General features: G+C 66.0%; 11 protein-coding genes. 9 read left to right on the top strand and 2 right to left on the bottom strand.

From position 1 onward, the window contains the following. The first annotated feature begins 82 nt into the window (after window positions 1–82). Complete coding sequence (locus K1177_RS15220) at window positions 83–1,492, top strand: helix-turn-helix domain-containing protein (RefSeq protein ID WP_224704264.1); 1,410 nt, start codon at window positions 83–85, stop codon at window positions 1,490–1,492. On the opposite strand, the gene K1177_RS15225 is transcribed toward K1177_RS15220, so the two are convergent. Together K1177_RS15225 and K1177_RS15230 are read right to left on the bottom strand one after the other, a co-directional pair. Next, entirely contained in the window at window positions 1,489–2,181 is a 693-nt protein-coding gene (locus K1177_RS15225; RefSeq protein ID WP_224704266.1) for a helix-turn-helix transcriptional regulator, read from the bottom strand. The two genes, K1177_RS15220 and K1177_RS15225, sit on opposite strands and share 4 nt — an antisense overlap. Before the next feature lie 212 nt (window positions 2,182–2,393). Beyond that, window positions 2,394–3,404 (bottom strand): aldose epimerase family protein, encoded by a 1,011-nt coding sequence (locus tag K1177_RS15230; RefSeq protein ID WP_224704268.1) that lies wholly within the window; start codon window positions 3,402–3,404, stop codon window positions 2,394–2,396. Between the two features lie 122 nt (window positions 3,405–3,526). Here K1177_RS15230 and K1177_RS15235 point away from each other — a divergent pair, with 122 nt between their 5' ends. The 8 genes from K1177_RS15235 (at window position 3,527) to K1177_RS15270 (ending at window position 17,793) form a co-directional block, all read left to right on the top strand. Continuing rightward, window positions 3,527–4,570, top strand: coding sequence for a LacI family DNA-binding transcriptional regulator (locus K1177_RS15235; RefSeq protein ID WP_224704270.1), 1,044 nt, complete (start codon window positions 3,527–3,529; stop codon window positions 4,568–4,570). 92 nt (window positions 4,571–4,662) lie between these two features. Then, entirely contained in the window at window positions 4,663–6,126 is a 1,464-nt protein-coding gene (gene xylB, locus K1177_RS15240; RefSeq protein WP_224704272.1) for a xylulokinase, read from the top strand. Next, the gene (gene xylA, locus K1177_RS15245) at window positions 6,123–7,430 is read left to right on the top strand and encodes a xylose isomerase (RefSeq protein ID WP_224704274.1); all 1,308 of its coding nucleotides are present in this window, start codon (window positions 6,123–6,125) and stop codon (window positions 7,428–7,430) included. Before xylB ends, xylA begins: the two co-directional genes overlap by 4 nt. Before the next feature lie 175 nt (window positions 7,431–7,605). Beyond that, window positions 7,606–9,231 (top strand): glycoside hydrolase family 43 protein, encoded by a 1,626-nt coding sequence (locus K1177_RS15250; protein ID WP_224704276.1) that lies wholly within the window; start codon window positions 7,606–7,608, stop codon window positions 9,229–9,231. 476 nt (window positions 9,232–9,707) lie between these two features. Next, complete coding sequence (locus K1177_RS15255) at window positions 9,708–10,937, top strand: MFS transporter (protein ID WP_224704278.1); 1,230 nt, start codon at window positions 9,708–9,710, stop codon at window positions 10,935–10,937. A 57-nt stretch (window positions 10,938–10,994) separates the two neighbouring features. Beyond that, a complete protein-coding gene (locus tag K1177_RS15260; RefSeq protein ID WP_224704280.1) occupies window positions 10,995–11,912 on the top strand; it encodes an ABC transporter substrate-binding protein in 918 nt (305 codons plus the stop codon). A 390-nt stretch (window positions 11,913–12,302) separates the two neighbouring features. After that, window positions 12,303–15,017 carry a DNA mismatch repair protein MutS gene (mutS, locus tag K1177_RS15265; protein WP_224704281.1) on the top strand — a complete coding sequence of 905 codons (2,715 nt, stop codon included), beginning with the start codon at window positions 12,303–12,305 and terminating at the stop codon, window positions 15,015–15,017. Then, window positions 14,998–17,793 carry a [protein-PII] uridylyltransferase gene (locus K1177_RS15270; RefSeq protein ID WP_224704291.1) on the top strand — a complete coding sequence of 932 codons (2,796 nt, stop codon included), beginning with the start codon at window positions 14,998–15,000 and terminating at the stop codon, window positions 17,791–17,793. The genes mutS and K1177_RS15270 overlap by 20 nt, the downstream gene beginning before the upstream one ends. Window positions 17,794–17,802 lie beyond the last annotated feature (9 nt).

Here is a 17,802-nt window from a genome sequence, read left to right on the forward strand (position 1 = left end):
CTCTGTAAACCAGTAAATCGCTACACAGATCGCGCGGCGAATTCTGTAAAGCGTGTAAAGCTGAGGGGCCGGGAGGAGTGCGATGAACGAGAGTGGAGACCGCCAGATCGGCGGCCGCATCAAGCGCCTGCGGCGCATCCGCAAGCTGGCCCAGGCGGACCTGGCGGCCGCGCTGGGCATTTCGGCCAGCTATCTCAACCTGATCGAGCACAATCGCCGCAAGGTGACGGTGCCGCTGCTGTTTTCCATCGCCGGCTATTTCGGCGTCGAGCCGGGCGAACTGGTCGACAGCGACGATGGGCGGCTGCTGGGCGATCTGATGGAAGCCTTTGGCGACGACATCTTTGCCGATAGCGACGTCACCAATCTCGAAATCCGCGACCTCGCCCAGGCCAATCCGGCCGCCGCCCGCGCCATTCTCAAGCTTTATGACCGCTATCGCGCCGTCACCAAGCCGGGCCTGGCCAATCCGGTGGAGCCGGGCACCGAACCCTTTCACCTGGCGACCGACGCCATCTCGGATTTCCTCCAGGAAAACGCCAACCACTTCCCCTCCCTCGAAGCGGCAGCCGAACGCATGCGCGCCGACATTGATCGCTCGGGCGAGGGTTTTGAGGCGGCGCTGCGCAGCTATCTGTTCAATGTGATGGGCGTTGAGGTGCAGCTGGCTTCCCTGCCCCATGGCATTGCCCGCCAGTTCGACGCCGCGCGCCAGCGCCTGCTCGTCTCCGACCTGCTGCCGCCCGAATCGGCGCTGTTCCTGGTGGCGCACCATCTGGGCCAGGCCGCGGCTGGGCCCGAGATCGCCGAGATCATCGCCGCCTCGAGCCTGCCCGAGGGCGATGCCCCGGCGCTGGCGGCCAATGTGCTGGCGGCCTATCTGGCAGCGGCGCTGGTGATGCCCTATGCGCCCTTCCTGCGCGCCTGCCGCGACTATCGCTATGATATCGAGCGCATCGCCCGCCGCTTCGGCGCCAGCTTCGAGCAGGTCTGCCACCGCATGACCACGCTGCAGCGGCCCGGCGCCAGCGGCATTCCGCTACATTTGGTGCGCACCGATATTGCCGGCAATATCTCCAAGCGCTTTTCGCTCTCGGGCATTCATATCCCGCGCCATTCCGGCGCCTGTCCACGCTGGAATGTCTATGCGGCGTTCCTCTCGCCCGAGCGCATCAATATCCAGCTCAGCCAGATGCCGGACGGGCAGCGCTATTTCTGCATCGCCCGCACCATCGCCAAGGGCGACTACCGCTACAATGCGCCGCGCCGCTACATGTCCATCGGGCTGGGTTGCGCCATCCACCATGCCCGCGAGATGATCTATTCGGACGGCATGGACCTCAATGGCGACAGCCAGCTGGTGCCCATCGGCGTGGGGTGCCGCATCTGCCCGCGGCTGGAATGCGGCCAGCGCGCCCATCCGCCCGCCGATCATCGCTTTGCGCTGGACCCGACCAATCGACCGGAAAGCCTTTATGGCCGCATTGGCTAGGGATTGTGCTCCCAGCCATCGCGCCATTCCTTTTCCAGCACGGCGCGGCGCTTGCCATAGCGCTCCTCGGTGACGGTCAGGGCAAGGATGCGATCGGTGCGGAAATTGCGGAAGGCGTCGCGCAGGCAACACCAGGCGGCAATAGTCTGCTTGCCCTCGTAATAGGCCAGCTGCACCGGCCAGATGGTGCGCTCCGAGGCCTGGCCGGCCTCGTCCTCATAGCTGATGCGCACGGCCTTTTCGGTGCGCATGGCCAGGCGCACCTGGCCCAGAATGGGCATGGGCGGCCGCGACCGTGCGCTCCACACCGCCACCGGCCACAGGCCCGTGTCATTGATGCGGTCGCGCAGATCCTCGGGCGAAGCGGTGGCAATCTTGGCCAGGGCATTCTTGGCGGCAGCGCCCAGCCCGTCGTCGGGCTGCGCCCCCACCCAGCGGGCGCCCAGCACCAGGGCTTCGAGCTCTTCGGGCGTGAACATCAGCGGTGGCAGGAAAAAGCCGGGCTTCAGCATGTAGCCGACCCCCGCTTCGCCATCGATTGGCGCGCCCAGCCCCACCAGGGTCTGCACGTCGCGATACATGGTGCGGACGGAAACGCCCTGTTCCTCGGCCAGTCTTGCCGCCGTAACCGGCTGGCGGTGACGCCGCAATGCGTCCATGACGGCAAACAGCCGCTCGGTCTTGTCCATGCCCGGCTCCCCTGAACAAAACCGGAATGCCAGATTCCCCCGGTGTCGCCAAGGCCTTGCCGCACAGCATTTGCGGCGGGGTCGGGTCCATATCTGTCCGAAGCGATTGGTCTTTGGGCCATGGCCCGCTCCCCTGCTGGTCAGGGAAGCAGTCTCTCATGGCCTGCTGACGGGGCGCGGCAGCAGTCGATCCGGCGGGACGGCAGCGGTCGTCAGGCGATCTCGATGTCGCACCAATGCTGATAGGGGCGCTCGGGCGTGCAGATCACATTGGGGAAATGCGGATTGTGCACGGCATCGGCAAAGGCCTGGTCTTCCAGGCACAGGCCGGAATGCTTGCCATAGTGGCGGCCGCCCAGGCCCGGCACTGGGCAATCGGTCCAGACGCCATTGTAGACCTGCAGGCCCGGCCGATCCGTCCAGAGCTTGAGCGTCAGCGCCTTGTCCGGGCCCACGACGGTGGCGACGGGATCGCTGGTTTTGCGGCCGGAATCGAGCACCATGCCAATGTCATATTCCACCGGATTGCCCTTGGCGTCGCGCATGGTGCGCGCCTGGCGCAGATCATACTGCGTGCCGCGCGAGGGCAGGATGGCGCCGGTCGGCGCCAGATCGGCACCCAGCTCGGTATAGGCGCTGGAATTGACCTGGATGGAATGGTCGAGCACGTCATCGCCGGTGCCCAGGTTGAAATACTGGTGCTGCACGAGGCTAATCGGCGTCGCCGTATCGGTGGTGGCGCTCAGCTCAAGCCGCAGCTTGTTGCCCTTGAGCGAATAGGTGGCGGCAAAATTGACATTGCCGGGATAGCCCATGGCGCCATCGGGGCTGAAAAAGGTGAAGCGCACGGCATTGTTGGCCTCGTCCACCTGCCCGTCCCAGACCTGGCGGCCCAGGCCCTCGGTGCCGCCATGCAGGTGCAGTTCACCGGCATTGGGCGGCAGCTGATAGGTCTTGCCATTGAGCTCGAAGGAGGAATTCTTGATGCGGTTGGCGACTCGGCCGGCCAGGGCGCCAAAATGCGGGCTGTGCTCGATATAGGGGGCCAGCGCATCAAAGCCGAGCACCACGGTGCGTTCGCCGCCGGCCACCGGCACGCGCCAGTCCCGCACGGCCACGCCATAGCCGATGATGTCCACGCTCACGCCGGTGTTGCTGACCAGCCGGAACTGGTCCACCCGCTTGCCGTTGACGTCGCCGAAAGTTGAAACCGCGATGGCCATAATGGCACTCCCCCTGAGTTTTGCGCAGTGGTCTACCCTGCTTTGTCGGTGGTCTGCAACGTCGCACTTGACCTTTTGCAGGCGCCTGCCGAAGCTTGGCGGATGACGGCCGGGGACCCAGCGTGAACGAGATCGAACTGAAACGGCGTGCGACGGTGCATGATGTGGCACGCGCAGCAGGGGTATCGCTGGCCACGGTGGACCGCGTGCTCAATGGCCGCGCCGGCGTGCGCGCGGCCACGGCCGAAAAGGTCGCCGCCGCCATTGCCGCCATTGGCTTCCAGCGCGATCTCTCGGCTTCGCTGCTGGCGCGCGGGCGCGACCTGCGGCTGACCTTCATCATCCCCGACGGGTCCAATGAGTTCATGGCCAGCCTTGCCGATGCGGTCAGCGCCCGCGCCGACCAGGCCCTGGCCGAACGCATGCATATCCAGACCCGCCGGGTGCGGGCGCTCGACGGCGCAGCCTTGGCCGCGAGCCTTGACGCGCTCAATCCGCATGACTGCGACTGCGCCATCATCGTGGCCAGCCAGGAGCCCGCCGTTGTCGCCGCCGTCGATGCGGCCAGCCGGCGCGGCGTGGCGGTGATGACGCTGGTGTCGGACCTGCCGGGCACGCAGCGGCGGCTGTTCATCGGCATCGACAATGTCGCGGCCGGCCGTACGGCGGCCTCACTGATGGGCCGTTTCCTGCCCCAGGGTGGCAGCGTGGCGGTGATCGCCGGCTCGCTGCACCTGGCCGACCATATCGATCGCCTCGCCGGCTTCCGCGCCGCGCTGGAGGCCGAATTTGCCGACATCCCCCTGCTCGGCCCCATCGAGGGGCATGACGAGCGCAGCGAAACCCAGGCGATTGTCGGCGACCTGCTCAAGCGCCATCCGGACCTGGGTGGCATCTACAATCTGGGCGCCGGCAATGGCGGCCTGGTGGCGGCGCTCGAGGCCTCGGGGCGCGGTGGCGCCATTCGCGTCATCGCCCATGAGCTGACCGAACCGACGCGGCGCGGCCTCAGATCGGGGGCGATCGATGTCGTGCTCGACCAGAATCCGGATGGCGAAATCCGCGCCGCTCTGGCCGCCGCCAGGACCCTGGCGCTGGGCGACAATCGCACTGTTGTTGCCGACCCCATTGAAATCGGGATTTTCCTGCGCGACAATCTGCGCTAACAAGACGCCATTCACAAAACCGGCGGGACCCGAAAATCGGGTCGGGAGGACGTTCCGATGTTTGACTTTCCTGCTCATGAGGTACGTGCCTCATGACCTATCTCGGCATTGATATCGGCACATCGGGCGTCAAGGCGCTGCTGATCGACGAACACGGCCGCGCCCTGGGCGAAGCCTCGGCCGCCGCCGTCGAGCCGGTGCGCCCGCACCCCGGCTGGTCCGAGCAGAACCCCGCCGACTGGTGGAAAGCGACCCTGGCGGCCATCGATGCGCTGTCCAAGTCGCACCCGACCGAACTGGCCAGCGTGCGCGGCATTGGGCTCTCGGGTCACATGCATGGCGCGACCCTCCTCGACAAGAACGACGAGGTGCTTCGCCCCTGTATCCTCTGGAACGACGGCCGCTCGGCCGCCGAATGCCGCGAGATGGAAGCTGCCCTCCCCAGCCTGCGCGATATTGCCGGCAATATCGCCATGCCGGGCTTTACCGCGCCCAAGATCGCCTGGGTGCGCAAGCATGAGCCCGAGATCTTCGCCCGCATCGCCAAGGTGCTGCTGCCCAAGGCCTATGTGCGGCTGCTGCTGACGGGCGAACATGTCGAGGACATGTCCGACGCCGCCGGCACGCTCTGGCTCGATGTCGGCAAGCGCGACTGGTCCGACGAGCTGCTGGCCGTCACTGGCCTCGACCGCAGCCACATGCCGCGCCTCGTCGAAGGCTCGGCGCCCTCGGGCGCGCTCAAGCGCGAATTCGCCCAGCGCTGGGGCATGGACGCCAATGTGGTGGTGGCCGGCGGCGCCGGCGACAATGCTGCGGCGGCCTGTGGCATCGGCGCCATCCGGCCCGGCGAGGGGTTTGTTTCACTCGGCACCTCGGGCGTGCTGTTTGTCTCCAACGACCGCTTCCGTCCCAATACCAAGGGCGCCGTGCATGCCTTCTGCCATGCCGTGCCCGACACCTGGCACCAGATGGGCGTGATCCTCTCGGCCACCGATTCGCTGAACTGGCTGAGCCATATCACCGGCCAGAAGCCGGCGGCGCTGTCGGGCGCGGCCGAAGCCCAATTCACCGGGCCGGGCGAGGAAATCTTCCTGCCGTATCTCTCGGGCGAACGCACGCCGCACAACAATGCCGGCGCACGCGGCTCCTTCGTGGGCCTCAGCCATCTCTCCGATCCGGCCAAGCTGGCCCAGGCGGTGATGGAGGGTGTGACCTTTGCCTTCCGCGACAGCCAGCGCGTGCTCAAGGACGCCGGCACGCGCATCGATCGCCTGCTGGCAGTGGGTGGCGGCAGCAAGTCGGCACTGTGGCTCAAGATGATCGCCACCAATCTGGACATGGAAATCGCCCTGCCCGAGGACGGCGATTTCGGCGGCGCGCTGGGCGCGGCCCGGCTGGGGCTCTGCGCTGCCGAAGGCGCCGACCCCGCAAGCGTCATGACCATGCCGCCCATCGCCAAGACCATTGCGCCCGACCGTTCGCTGTCGGCCGCCTATTCCGATCAATATGCGCGCTATCGCGCGCTCTACCCTGCCATCGAGGAGGCACGTTCGTGACTGATTTTTTCAAGGGCCTGAGCCAGGTCAAGTATGAAGGCCCGGAGAGCCGCAACCCGCTCGCCTTCCGGCACTACAACAAGGACGAGGTGATCGCCGGCAAGCGGATGGAAGACCATGTCCGCCCCGCCATCGCCTATTGGCATACCTTCGCCCAGGAAGGCGGCGACCCCTTTGGCGGCCGTACCTTTGATCGCCCCTGGTTCGACAAGGGCATGGACGGCGCCAAGCTCAAGACCGAAGTCGCCTTCGAGTTCTTTGACCTGATCGACGTGCCCTTCTTTGCCTTCCACGATGTGGACGTGGCCCCCGAGGGCGAGACCCTGGCCGAAAGCAACAAGAACCTGCGCATCATCGGCGACCTGATCGCCGCCAATATGCAGAAGAGCGGCAAGAAGCTGCTCTGGGGCACGGCGAACCTGTTCTCCAACCGCCGCTATATGGCAGGCGCCGCCACCAATCCCGATCCGGAAGTGTTCGCCTATGCCGCCGGCCAGGTGAAGGCCGTGCTGGAGCTGACCAATGAACTGGGCGGCGAGAACTATGTGCTCTGGGGCGGCCGCGAGGGCTATGAAACGCTTCTGAACACCAAGATCGGCCAGGAACAGGACCAGATGGCCCGCTTCCTGACGCTCGTCATCGAGCATGCCGAAAAGATCGGCTTCAAGGGCCAGATCCTGATCGAACCCAAGCCGCAGGAACCGAGCAAGCACCAGTACGACTACGACGTCGCCACGGTCTTTGGCTTCCTGCAGAAGTATGGCCTGGAAAAGAAGGTGAAGTGCAATATCGAGGTTGGTCACGCCTTCCTCGCCGGCCACTCCTTCGAGCATGAACTGGCTGTTGCGTCCTCGCTGGGCATGCTCGGCTCGGTCGACGCCAACCGTAACGACCTGCAGTCCGGCTGGGACACCGACCACTTCCCCAACAATGCGGGCGAAATGGCGCTGGCCTTCTATTACATCATCAAGCAGGGCGGCCTGGGCAAGGGCGGCTTCAACTTCGACGCCAAGGTGCGCCGCCAGTCGCTGGACCCCGCAGACCTGCTGCACGGTCACATCCTGGGCCTCGATACCCTGGCCCGCGGCCTCAAGGGCGCTGCCGCGCTGATCGCCGACGGCGAGTTCGACAAGCTGCTCGACGAGCGCTATGCCGGCTGGAACCAGAAGGGCGCCGCCGCCATGCTCAAGGGTGAACGCTCGCTCGAGGAGATCGCTGCCTGGGTGCATGCTGAAAACATCAACCCGCAGCCGCGCTCCGGCCGCCAGGAATATCTCGAAAACCTGGTCAACCGCTTCGTGTAAGACCGGCCCCGTGGGCGGGGCATGATTGTGCCCCGCCCACTGACCGTCACCCTCGGGCTCGACCCGAGGGCTCTTTACTTGGCCGGGCCCCCGCAAGTGCAGTCCCCTCGGGTCAGGCCCGAGGGTGACGCGCGGTGGTTGTGGCTATCGTGAGCGCGCCCAGAGGAAAGCCACCATGTCCCAGATTACCAATCCCATCCTGCCCGGCTTCAACCCCGACCCTTCGATCCTGCGGGTGGGCGAGGACTATTACATCGCCACCTCGACCTTCGAATGGTTCCCCGGCGTGCAGATCCATCACTCCAAGGACCTTGCCAACTGGACGCTGCTGACCCGGCCGCTGACGCGCCAGAGCCAGCTCGACATGCGCGGCGATCCCGATAGCTGCGGCGTCTGGGCGCCCTGCCTCAGCCACGACGGCGAAAAATTCTGGCTGGTCTATACCGACGTCAAGCGCAAGGACGGCTCGTTCAAGGACGCGCATAATTACATCGTCTGGGCCGACACCATCGAAGGGCCCTGGAGCGATCCGATCTACATGAATTCCTCGGGCTTTGATCCGAGCCTGTTCCACGATGACGATGGCCGCAAATGGTTCGTCAACATGCTGTGGGACCATCGCCGCCGGCCCCTGCTGTTTGCCGGTATCGCGCTGCAGGAATTCGACCCCAAGGCCGGCAAGCTCGTCGGGCCGATCAAGAACATCTATCAGGGCACCGACCTCAAGCTGGTCGAGGGCCCCCATCTCTACAAGCGCAAGGGCAAGGACGGCACGCCCTGGTATTATCTGCTGACCGCAGAAGGCGGCACGGCCTATGACCATGCCTGCACCTTCGCGCGCTCGCGTAATATCGATGGCCCCTACGAGACCCATCCCGAGAAGTATATCCTGACCTCCAAGGACGCCCCGCTTGCGCCGCTGCAGCGCGCCGGCCATGGCGATTTGGTGGAAACGCCCGATGGCAAGACCTTCCTCGTGCATCTCACCGGTCGCCCGACCACCCAGGAGCGCCGCTGCGTGCTGGGCCGCGAGACGGCCATCCAGGAAGCCTATTGGGGCGATGACGACTGGATTCACGTGAAACACGGCCCCGTGCCGTCCCTGCATGTCGAGGTGCCCGGCACGCGCGACGACGCGCCCTATTGGGCCGAGCAGCGCTATAGTTTCGACAAGGGCCTGCCGCTGGACTTCCAGTGGCTGCGCACGCCCGAGACCGAGCGGATCTTCCAAGTTGCGGACAACAAACTCCGCCTGTTCGGCCGTGAATCCCCCGGCTCCTGGTTCGAGCAGGCGCTGGTCGCCCGCCGGCAGCAACACTTCTCCTATGATGCCGAAACCACGGTGGATTTTGCCCCCACCGATGAACGCACCATGGCGGGGCTGACGGCCTATTACAGCCGCTACAACTTTTTCTATCTGGCAGTGACGGCCCATTCGGACGGCAAGCGCGAACTGCTGATCATGAGCTCGGAAATGAGCTGGCCGGATGGCCACCTCACCTTCCCGGCCGCCCCGGTGTCCATCCCCCAGACCGGCAAGATCCGCCTGGCGCTGAGCATCCGCGGCCGCGCGCTGCAGTTCTTCTATGGGCTGGAGGGGGGCGAGCTCACCCCCATCGGCCCGGTGCTCGACGCGTCGCTGCTCTCGGATGAATGCGGCGGCCACCAGGCCCATGGCAGCTTCACCGGCGCCTTCGTCGGCGTCGCGGCCCATGACCTCAACGGCACGGCCAGCCCGGCGGACTTTGACTATTTCGTCTACCGCCCGGTGCGCCACGAGAGTGACCGCTACGAGGTCTAGGGGCCCGGCTGGGGTGCTGGATTGCCCGGACGAGCCGGGCAATGACGGGGACATGGGGCTGGGGGAGAGGGAGAGCACTTGCCACCTCATCTCGCCAGACGCCCCCACCTAGCCTCCCCCTGAAGGGGGAGGAATCCGCCCGGGGGGTGGGGCGAGATCGAGGAAATCCACAGCGTGACCCCTCCCCCTTCAGGGGGGGCGGGGGATGTCAGAGCCCTGATGGGAGGCTAGCGCCCCACTTTGAACCCTCGACAACCACCAGCGTCATCACCCGGCTTGTCCGGGTGATCCATGGACGGCCCGTGAACCTGGTGCTGGATTGCCCGGACGAGCCGGGCAATGACGCGGCGAGGGGGGGGCTAGCCTAAGCGCCTGACCCGCAACGCTTCCTGCTTAAAACAGGACAAAAACACTCTTGTTTTCTTCGGCCTGCTGCGGCAGTGCTGCGCGGTCTGTTGTCCTGTTCGGATTCCCGCGTGCCGGTTCATCCCTTTCTGCTGCTGTCCAACCAGCTGGTCTTTAATCTCGGCTTTTACATGGTGGTGCCGTTTCTGGCGGCCTATCTGCGCGATGACCTGCTTCTGGCCGGTGCCAGCATCGGCCTGGTGCTGGGGCTGCGCACCTTTTGCCAGCAGGGGCTTTTCGTCTTCGGCGGCGCCCTCTCCGATCTTCTGGGCACGCGACGGCTGATCCTCCTGGGCTGTGTCGTCCGCGTGCTGGGCTATCTCTGCCTGGGTCTGGGCGGCAGCCTGGGCATGGTTGTCTTGGGCGCCTGCCTCACCGGCGTCGGCGGCGCGCTGTTCTCGCCGGCGATTTCAACGCTCGTGGCACAGCTTGGCGCGGCGAGCGAAGCCAGGGGCAAGCGCACGCGGGCGCAGTATTTTGCCCTCCTTGCCGTCTGGGGCGAAAGCGGCGCCGTGCTGGGGCCGCTGCTGGGCGCGCTGCTGATCGGCATCGGCTTTCAGGCCATCGCGCTGATCGGCGCGGCGGTGTTTGTCGTTGCCGGGCTGATCCTTGCCCGCTTCCTGCCGCAGGATGCGCCGGCGCCCTCCCCCACGCCGCGCGGGCTCGACTGGGGCACCATCTTCACCGACCGGCTGTTCCTCGCCTTTGTCACGGCGCATGCCGCGTTTCTCTTCAGCTACAACCAGCTCTATCTGGCCCTGCCGGTCGAGATCAGCCGCACCGGCGGCAGCGACCATGACCTGGCGCCCATGTTCATGATTGCCTCGCTGCTGGTCATCACCCTGCAATTGCCGATCGCCCGGCTGGCGCGCGCCATGGGCTATCATCGCAGCCTGCCGCTGGGCTTTGCGCTGATGGCGCTGGGCTTTGCCGCCGTGGCGCTCAGCGCCCCCCAAGAAGCGGCGCCCGGGCTCATGCGCCTCGCGCCGGCGGTGACGCTGGTGGTGCTGCTGACGCTGGGCCACTGCATCGTCCGCCCCATCGGCATGGATCTGGTGCCCCACTTCGCCCAGGGGCGGGCGCTGGGGGTCTATTATGGGGCGCTCGCGTCCTCGGGTGGCATCGCCGTTCTTGTGGGCAATGTGGCGCTGGGTGGCCTGCTCGACCGCGCCCTGGTCCCCGGGGTCGACGCGGCCCTGCCCTGGTTCGTGCTGGCCGCCGTGCCCGCCGCCAGCGCCCTGGCCATGCTGCTGATTCTGCAGCGCCTGTCCCGCCGCGTCGACGCACCACAGCCCGCTTGACAGGCCCAAGGCTGGCACCATAAATGCTGAGTATTATACTCCACTTATAGGAATGCCATGTCTTTTCATCATGTCCTGCGGGCTGGCCTGCTGACGCTTGCCCTCGCCCTGAGTGCTCCCGCCCAGGCGCGCGACATTACCCATGCCATGGGCACCACGACGGTGCCGGACCATCCGCTGCGCGTGGTGACACTGACCAATGAAGCGACCGAAGACATGGTGGCGCTGGGCATCATTCCGGTGGGCGCCGCCCGCTCGGCCAATTCCGATCCCTGGTATGATTATCTCCAGACCGACCTTGCCGACACCGTCGTGGTGGGCGAGGAACTGGCGCCCGATCTCGAGGCGATTGCCGTGCTGCAGCCCGACCTGATCCTGGGCAACAAGCGCCGCCACGAAAAGATCTATGACCAGCTCGCCGCCATCGCCCCGACCGTCATGGCCGACACCATCCAGGGCACCTGGAAGCAGAACATGGCGCTCTATGCCGATGCGGCCGGGGACGCCGACAAGGGCCAGGCCCTGCTCGATGCCTATGCTTCCCGCGTCGCCACCATCCAGACCGGCCTGGGCGAGCATGCCCATGACGTGATTTCGGTGATCCGTTTCCTCGCCGGGCAGAGCTACGCCTACTATCCCGCCAGCTTCTCGGGCGCCATTCTCGCCGACATCGGCTTTGGCCGCCCCGAGGCGCAGCAGGCCGAGGGCCTGGCCGGGCTGATCACCAAGGAGCGCATCGGCGAACTGGCGGCCGACCATATCCTGCACTTCACCTATGAAACCGGTGACGGCCAGGCCGACAGCGAGGCCCAGTCCTGGCAGGCCGAGCCGCTGTGGCAGAATCTCGAGGCTGCCAAGGCCGGCCATGTCCATGCCGTGTCCGATGCCGTCTGGGCCACCGCCGGCGGCATCATGGCCGCCAACCTTGCCCTGGACGATATCGAAAAGATCTATGGCCTGCCCGCATCGCGTTAATTGGGGTGGCCCTCACCTGGCCTCCCCATCAGGGGAGGCCGGGTGGGGTGTGAGCGCCCGGACAGAAGGCCCGCGCGCCCGTCTGTGAACCCTCGACAACCACCGGCGTCATCACCCGGCGTGTCCGGGTGATCCATGGGTGACCCGGCGTCCAGGTCTGGATTGCCCGGACGAGCCGGGCAATGACGAGGTTGGATGGAAAAGGCGCTGCACGAGCGCGAAGGCTCCAAGCGCCAGGCGTGACCCACCTAGATTCCTTCACAACCACCGGCCTCATCACCCGGCGCTGTTGCGCCCACCTAAAGCCGAGCAAATCTGTCCTGCGCCCGGTTGGCTTATCGGTCACAAACGCCTAAGTTCGCGCCTTGTTTGCCCGAACCGCCCGAGCCCATGGACCACTCCACCACCGCGGCCATCGCCAGTTCGCCCACCGCGGCGCTGACGCCCATGATGGCGCAATATTTCGAGATCAAGGCGGTCAATCCCGGCTATCTGCTGTTCTATCGCATGGGCGATTTCTACGAGCTGTTCTTTGAGGACGCCGAGATCGCCAGCGCCGCCCTGGGCATTGTGCTGACCAAGCGCGGCAAGCATCTGGGCGAGGACATCCAGATGTGCGGCGTGCCCATTCATGCCGCCAATGATTACCTCAACAAGCTGGTCAAGCTGGGCCACCGCGTCGCCATCTGCGAACAGGTGGAAGACCCCAAGGAGGCCAAGAAGCGCGGCGCCAAATCGGTGGTGAAGCGCGATGTGGTGCGGCTGATCACCGCCGGCACGCTGACCGAGGATGATCACCTCGACGCCCGCGCCTCCAATTTCCTCGCCGCGCTGGCCATGCTGCGCCATGGCGAGGCCGACTTTGCCCTGGCCTGGGCCGATGTCTCGACCGGGGAGACCTTTACCGCCGATCTCGGCGCTGAACAATTGCAGGACGAACTGGCCCGCATTGCCCCTGCCGAATTGTTGCTGGCCGATGCCACGCGGCAGGCGCTGCGCGAAAGGCATTTGTTTGCCCCGGCCTGGGACGCCATCGCCCATGCCGCGCCACCCGAGAACTTCGACAGCCAGGCCGCCGGCGACAGCCTGCGCACCGCCTTTCCCGCCGAAAGCTTTGATCCCACCAGTCTCTCGCGGGCGGCGCGCGGCGCGCTTGGGGCGCTGGTGGCCTATGTGCGCGACAGCCAGAAGGGCGTCGGGGTGGCGCTGCGCGCCCCGGTCGCGGAGGCTGCCGAGAGGCACATGGCCATCGATGCCGCCACGCGGGCCAGTCTCGAACTGCACCAGACCCAGCGCGGCCAGACGCGCGGCGCCCTGCGTCATGTGATTGACCTGACGGTCACTGCGCCCGGTTCGCGCCTGCTGTCCGCACGATTGGCGGCGCCACTGGCCGACGCCAATGCCATCAATGCGCGGCTCGACGCGGTGGACCGCCTCAGCAATGACACCATGCTCACCGCCCGGCTGCGCAGCGACCTCAAGGCCGTGCCGGATCTGGCGCGCGCACTGACCCGGCTGGCGCTCGACCGTGGCGGCCCGCGAGACCTGGCCGCCATCGGCAAGGCCATCCTGGCGGCCAGCGCCGTGGCAGCGCAATTGCAGCGCCTCGAGCTTGCGCCCGAGGTTTTGGCCCGGCTGGGCGCGACCCTGGCCACGGCACCGCGCGATCTCGCCAGCCAATTGGCGCTGGCGCTGGACGATGATTTGCCGCTGTTGGCGCGCGACGGCGGCTTTGTCCGCCCCGGCTATGACCAGGGGCTCGATGACGAGCGTGCGCTGGCCAGCCAGACCCGCGAGGTCGTGGCGGCGCTGCAGGCGCGGCTGATCGAGGAGACCGACGTCCGCTCGCTCAAGATCCGGCACAATGGCGTTCTGGGCTATTTCGTCGAAGTGCCCGCTGCCCATGGCACGCGGTTGCTCGAGGAGCCGCATCGCCAGAGCTTCATCCACCGCCAGACGCTGGCCAATGCCATGCGCTTCACCACCACCGAGCTGGCCGAGCTCGAGGGCCGCATCGCGCGGGCGCATGAGGCTGCGCTCGATATCGAGCTGCGCCTCTTTGCCAGCCTGCGTGGCGCCGTACTCAACCAGACAGGCCTGTTGCGCAGCCTCGCCGATGCACTGGCCGAGCTGGATGTGACGGCGGCGCTGGCCCATCTGGCGGCCACGCGCAGCTACACAAGGCCCGAGATCGACAACTCGCTCGCCTTCGAGATCGTCGGCGGCCGCCATCCGGTGGTCGAGGACATGGTAATGGCAGAAGGCCAGAGCTTTGTCGCCAATGATGCCGACCTCTCGGGCGACGAGGCTAGGGGTGGCGGACGGCTCTGGCTGGTCACCGGGCCCAATATGGGCGGTAAGTCCACCTTTTTGCGGCAGAACGCGCTGATCGCCATTCTGGCGCAGATGGGCAGCTTCGTGCCGGCCAGCAGGGCCCATATCGGCGTGGTCGACCGTGTCTTCTCCCGCGTCGGCGCCAGCGACGATATCGCCCATGGCCGCTCGACCTTCATGGTTGAAATGGTCGAGACAGCAGCGATTTTGAACCGCGCCACGCGGCGATCCCTGGTGGTGCTCGATGAAATCGGCCGCGGCACGGCGACCTTTGACGGGCTCTCCATCGCCTGGGCGGCGGTGGAGGCCCTGCATGACGCCACCGGCTGCCGGGCGCTGTTTGCCACCCATTTCCACGAGCTGACCAGCCTCGCGCGGACCCTGGCCCGGGTCTCCAATGTCACCATGAAGGTGCGCGAATGGGAGGGCGAGGTGGTGTTCCTGCACGAAGTGGGCCCCGGCGCCGCTGACCGCTCCTATGGCATCCAGGTGGCCCGGCTCGCCGGCCTGCCCGAGCCGGTGCTGGCGCGGGCCCGCCAGGTGCTGACCGTGCTCGAACAGCGCTCGAGCGGAACCGCCTCTTCCAGCCAGAAAGCCAGCGTGCTAGACGATCTACCTCTGTTTGCGCACCAAACGCCGCCCAGGCCGGTGCCGAACGACCCCGTATTGACAGCGCTCGACGCGGTTCGCCCGGACGAGATGACCCCAAAGCAAGCGATCGAAGCGCTCTACGAACTAAAGAAACTCCGCGATGACGCTCGCCGAAGCTGACGCAAAACCGCGAAAATCGCTGTTCGTGCTCAAGTCCGCCGAAACCATTGTGGGCGAACTCGATGCCGTGATCGGCGAGAATGCGCCCAAGTCCGCGGCGGCCCGTGCTGCCGTTCTCGCCCATATCCGCCAGACCCTGGCCGAAGCGCGCAAGAGTGCTGAGGCCGAGCTGCTGGTGTCCGGCAAGGGCCAACGCTGCGCGCAGAACCTGAGCAATGCCCAGGACGAGATCATCACCGCCGTGCATATGTTCGCCACCCGCCGGGTCTATCCGGTGGACAATCCCTCCGGCGCCGAGGCCATCGCGCTCTCGGCCGTCGGTGGCTATGGCCGCGGCACGCTGGCGCCGGGCAGCGACATCGACCTGCTGTTCATCCTGCCCTACAAGCAGACGCCCTGGGGCGAGCAGGTCACCGAATATATTCTCTATATGCTCTGGGACCTCGGCCAGAAGGTCGGCCACGCCGTGCGCTCGGTGGATGAGTGCATCCGCATGGCCCGCGCCGACATGACCGTGCGCACGGCCACGCTCGAAGCCCGGTTCCTGACCGGCGACAAGGCGCTGTTCAGCCAGCTCGTGCAGCGCTTCGAGACCGAGATCATGCCGCGCACGGGCCCCGAGTTCATCGCGGCCAAGATGAGCGAGCGCGACGACCGCCACAAGGCCATGGGCAATACCCGCTATGTGGTCGAGCCCAATATCAAGGACGGCAAGGGTGGTCTGCGCGACCTCAACACGCTGTTCTGGATCGGCAAATATTTCTACCAGGTCAAGACCAGCCATGAGCTGGTCGGCAAGGGCGTGCTCAGCGCCGCCGAATACCGCCTGTTCTTCCGCGCCGAGGATTTCTTGTGGGCGGTGCGCTGTCACCTCCACTTCATCACCGGGCGCGCCGAGGAAAAGCTGACCTTTGACGTGCAGCCCGAGCTGGCCCAGCGCATGGGCTATGCCCAGCGCGTCGGCATGCTGGGCGTCGAGCGCTTCATGAAGCGCTATTTCCTGGTGGCCAAGGATGTGGGCGACCTGACCCGCATCATCTGCGCGAGCCTTGAATTCAACCACGCCAAGGACATGGACCTGGTGGGCCGCGTGCTGGCCCCCTTCCGCCCCGGCAAGTCCAAGATCAAGGGCGAGACCGATTTCGTGCTCGACACCGGCCGGCTCAACATCGCCGACAAGGACGTGTTCGAAAAGGACCCGGTCAACCTGATCCGCATGTTCCTAGTGGCCGGGCGCGAACAATTGCTGTTCCACCCCGATGCCATCAAGCACATCTCCCGCTCGCTGCGCCTGATCGACAACAAGCTGCGCAATGACCCCAAGGCCAATGAGCACTTCCTGACCATTCTGACCGCGCCGCAATCGGTCGAGCGCATCCTGCGCCAGATGAACGAGAGCGGCGTATTGGGCAAGTTCGTGCCCGAGTTCGGCAAGATCGTCGCCCTGATGCAGTTCAACATGTATCACCACTATACGGTGGACGAGCATCTGATCCGCTCGGTGGGCGTGATGGCCGATATCGCCAATGGCGGCCTGCGCGACCAGTTGCCGCTGACCCATGAACTGCTGCCCCAGCTCAATGACACCCGCCTGCTCTATGTGGCGCTGTTCCTCCACGACATCGCCAAGGGGCGCCCGGAAGACCATTCCATCGCCGGCGCCCGTGTGGCCCGCCGCTTCTGCCCGCGCCTGGGCCTGTCGGATGCCGAGACCGATACGGTCGCCTGGCTGATTGAATATCACCTTCTGATGAGCGAGATCGCCCAGGCCCGCGACATCCAGGACCCCGAGACGGCCAAGGCCTTTGCCGATGTGGTGCAGTCGCCCCAGCGCCTGGCGCTGCTGATGATCCTGACCGCCTGCGATATCCGCGCCGTTGGCCCCGGGGTCTGGACCGGCTGGAAGGGTAGCCTGTTGCGCGCGCTCTACTATGCCACCGAGCCCCTGCTCTCGGGCGGCCATAGCCAGGTGACCCAGTCCGACCGCATCGGCGATGCCCGCCAGCAGCTGGCCCAGGGCCTCAGCGCCTGGCCGCAGGACGACGTGCAGGCCTATCTGGCCCGCCACTACGACCATTACTGGCTGCGCGCCGAGCCCGAACTGCAGCTCGAACACGCCCGCATGATCCGCCAGGCCGACAAGGCCGGCGAGGCCTTTGCCGGCTCGATCCGCATCAAGGCCTTCGAGAGCATCACCGAGGTGAGCTTCTATACGCCCGACCACCCGCGCCTGCTCTCGCTGATCGCCGGCGCCTGCACCATGCAGGACGCCTCCATCATCGGGGCGCAGATCTTCTCGACCCGCGACGGCCGCGCCATCGACACCTTCCGCCTACGTCGTGCCTTCACCAGCGACGAGGACGAAAAGGTGCGCGCCACGCGCATCATCGACACCGTCAAGCAATTGCTGCAGGGCAAGCGCCAGGTGCAGATCGACCAGAGCAAGGACAGTCGCCACAACCGGCGCCTCAAACCCTTCTCCCTGCCCGCCCAGGTGTCGGTCTCCAATGCGCTGAGCGAGAAATTCACCGTCATCGAGGTTTCGGGCCTGGACCGCACGGGCCTGTTGCACGCACTGACCCACCAGATCTCCGACCTGAGCCTCACCATCGGTTCGGCCCATATCGGCACCTATGGCGAAAAGGCCGTGGACGTTTTCTACGTCACCGACCTGACCGGCCAGAAGATCATGAGCAAGCCGCGCCAGCGCAAGATTCACGACGCGCTGATGGGCGTGTTCCACCCCCGCGGCGCCGAGAAGGCCAGCAATGGGTAATTCAGGGCC

The sequence above is a fragment of the Devosia aquimaris genome, assembly GCF_020169335.1.
GTDB classification, from domain to species: Bacteria; Pseudomonadota; Alphaproteobacteria; order Rhizobiales; family Devosiaceae; genus Devosia; species Devosia aquimaris.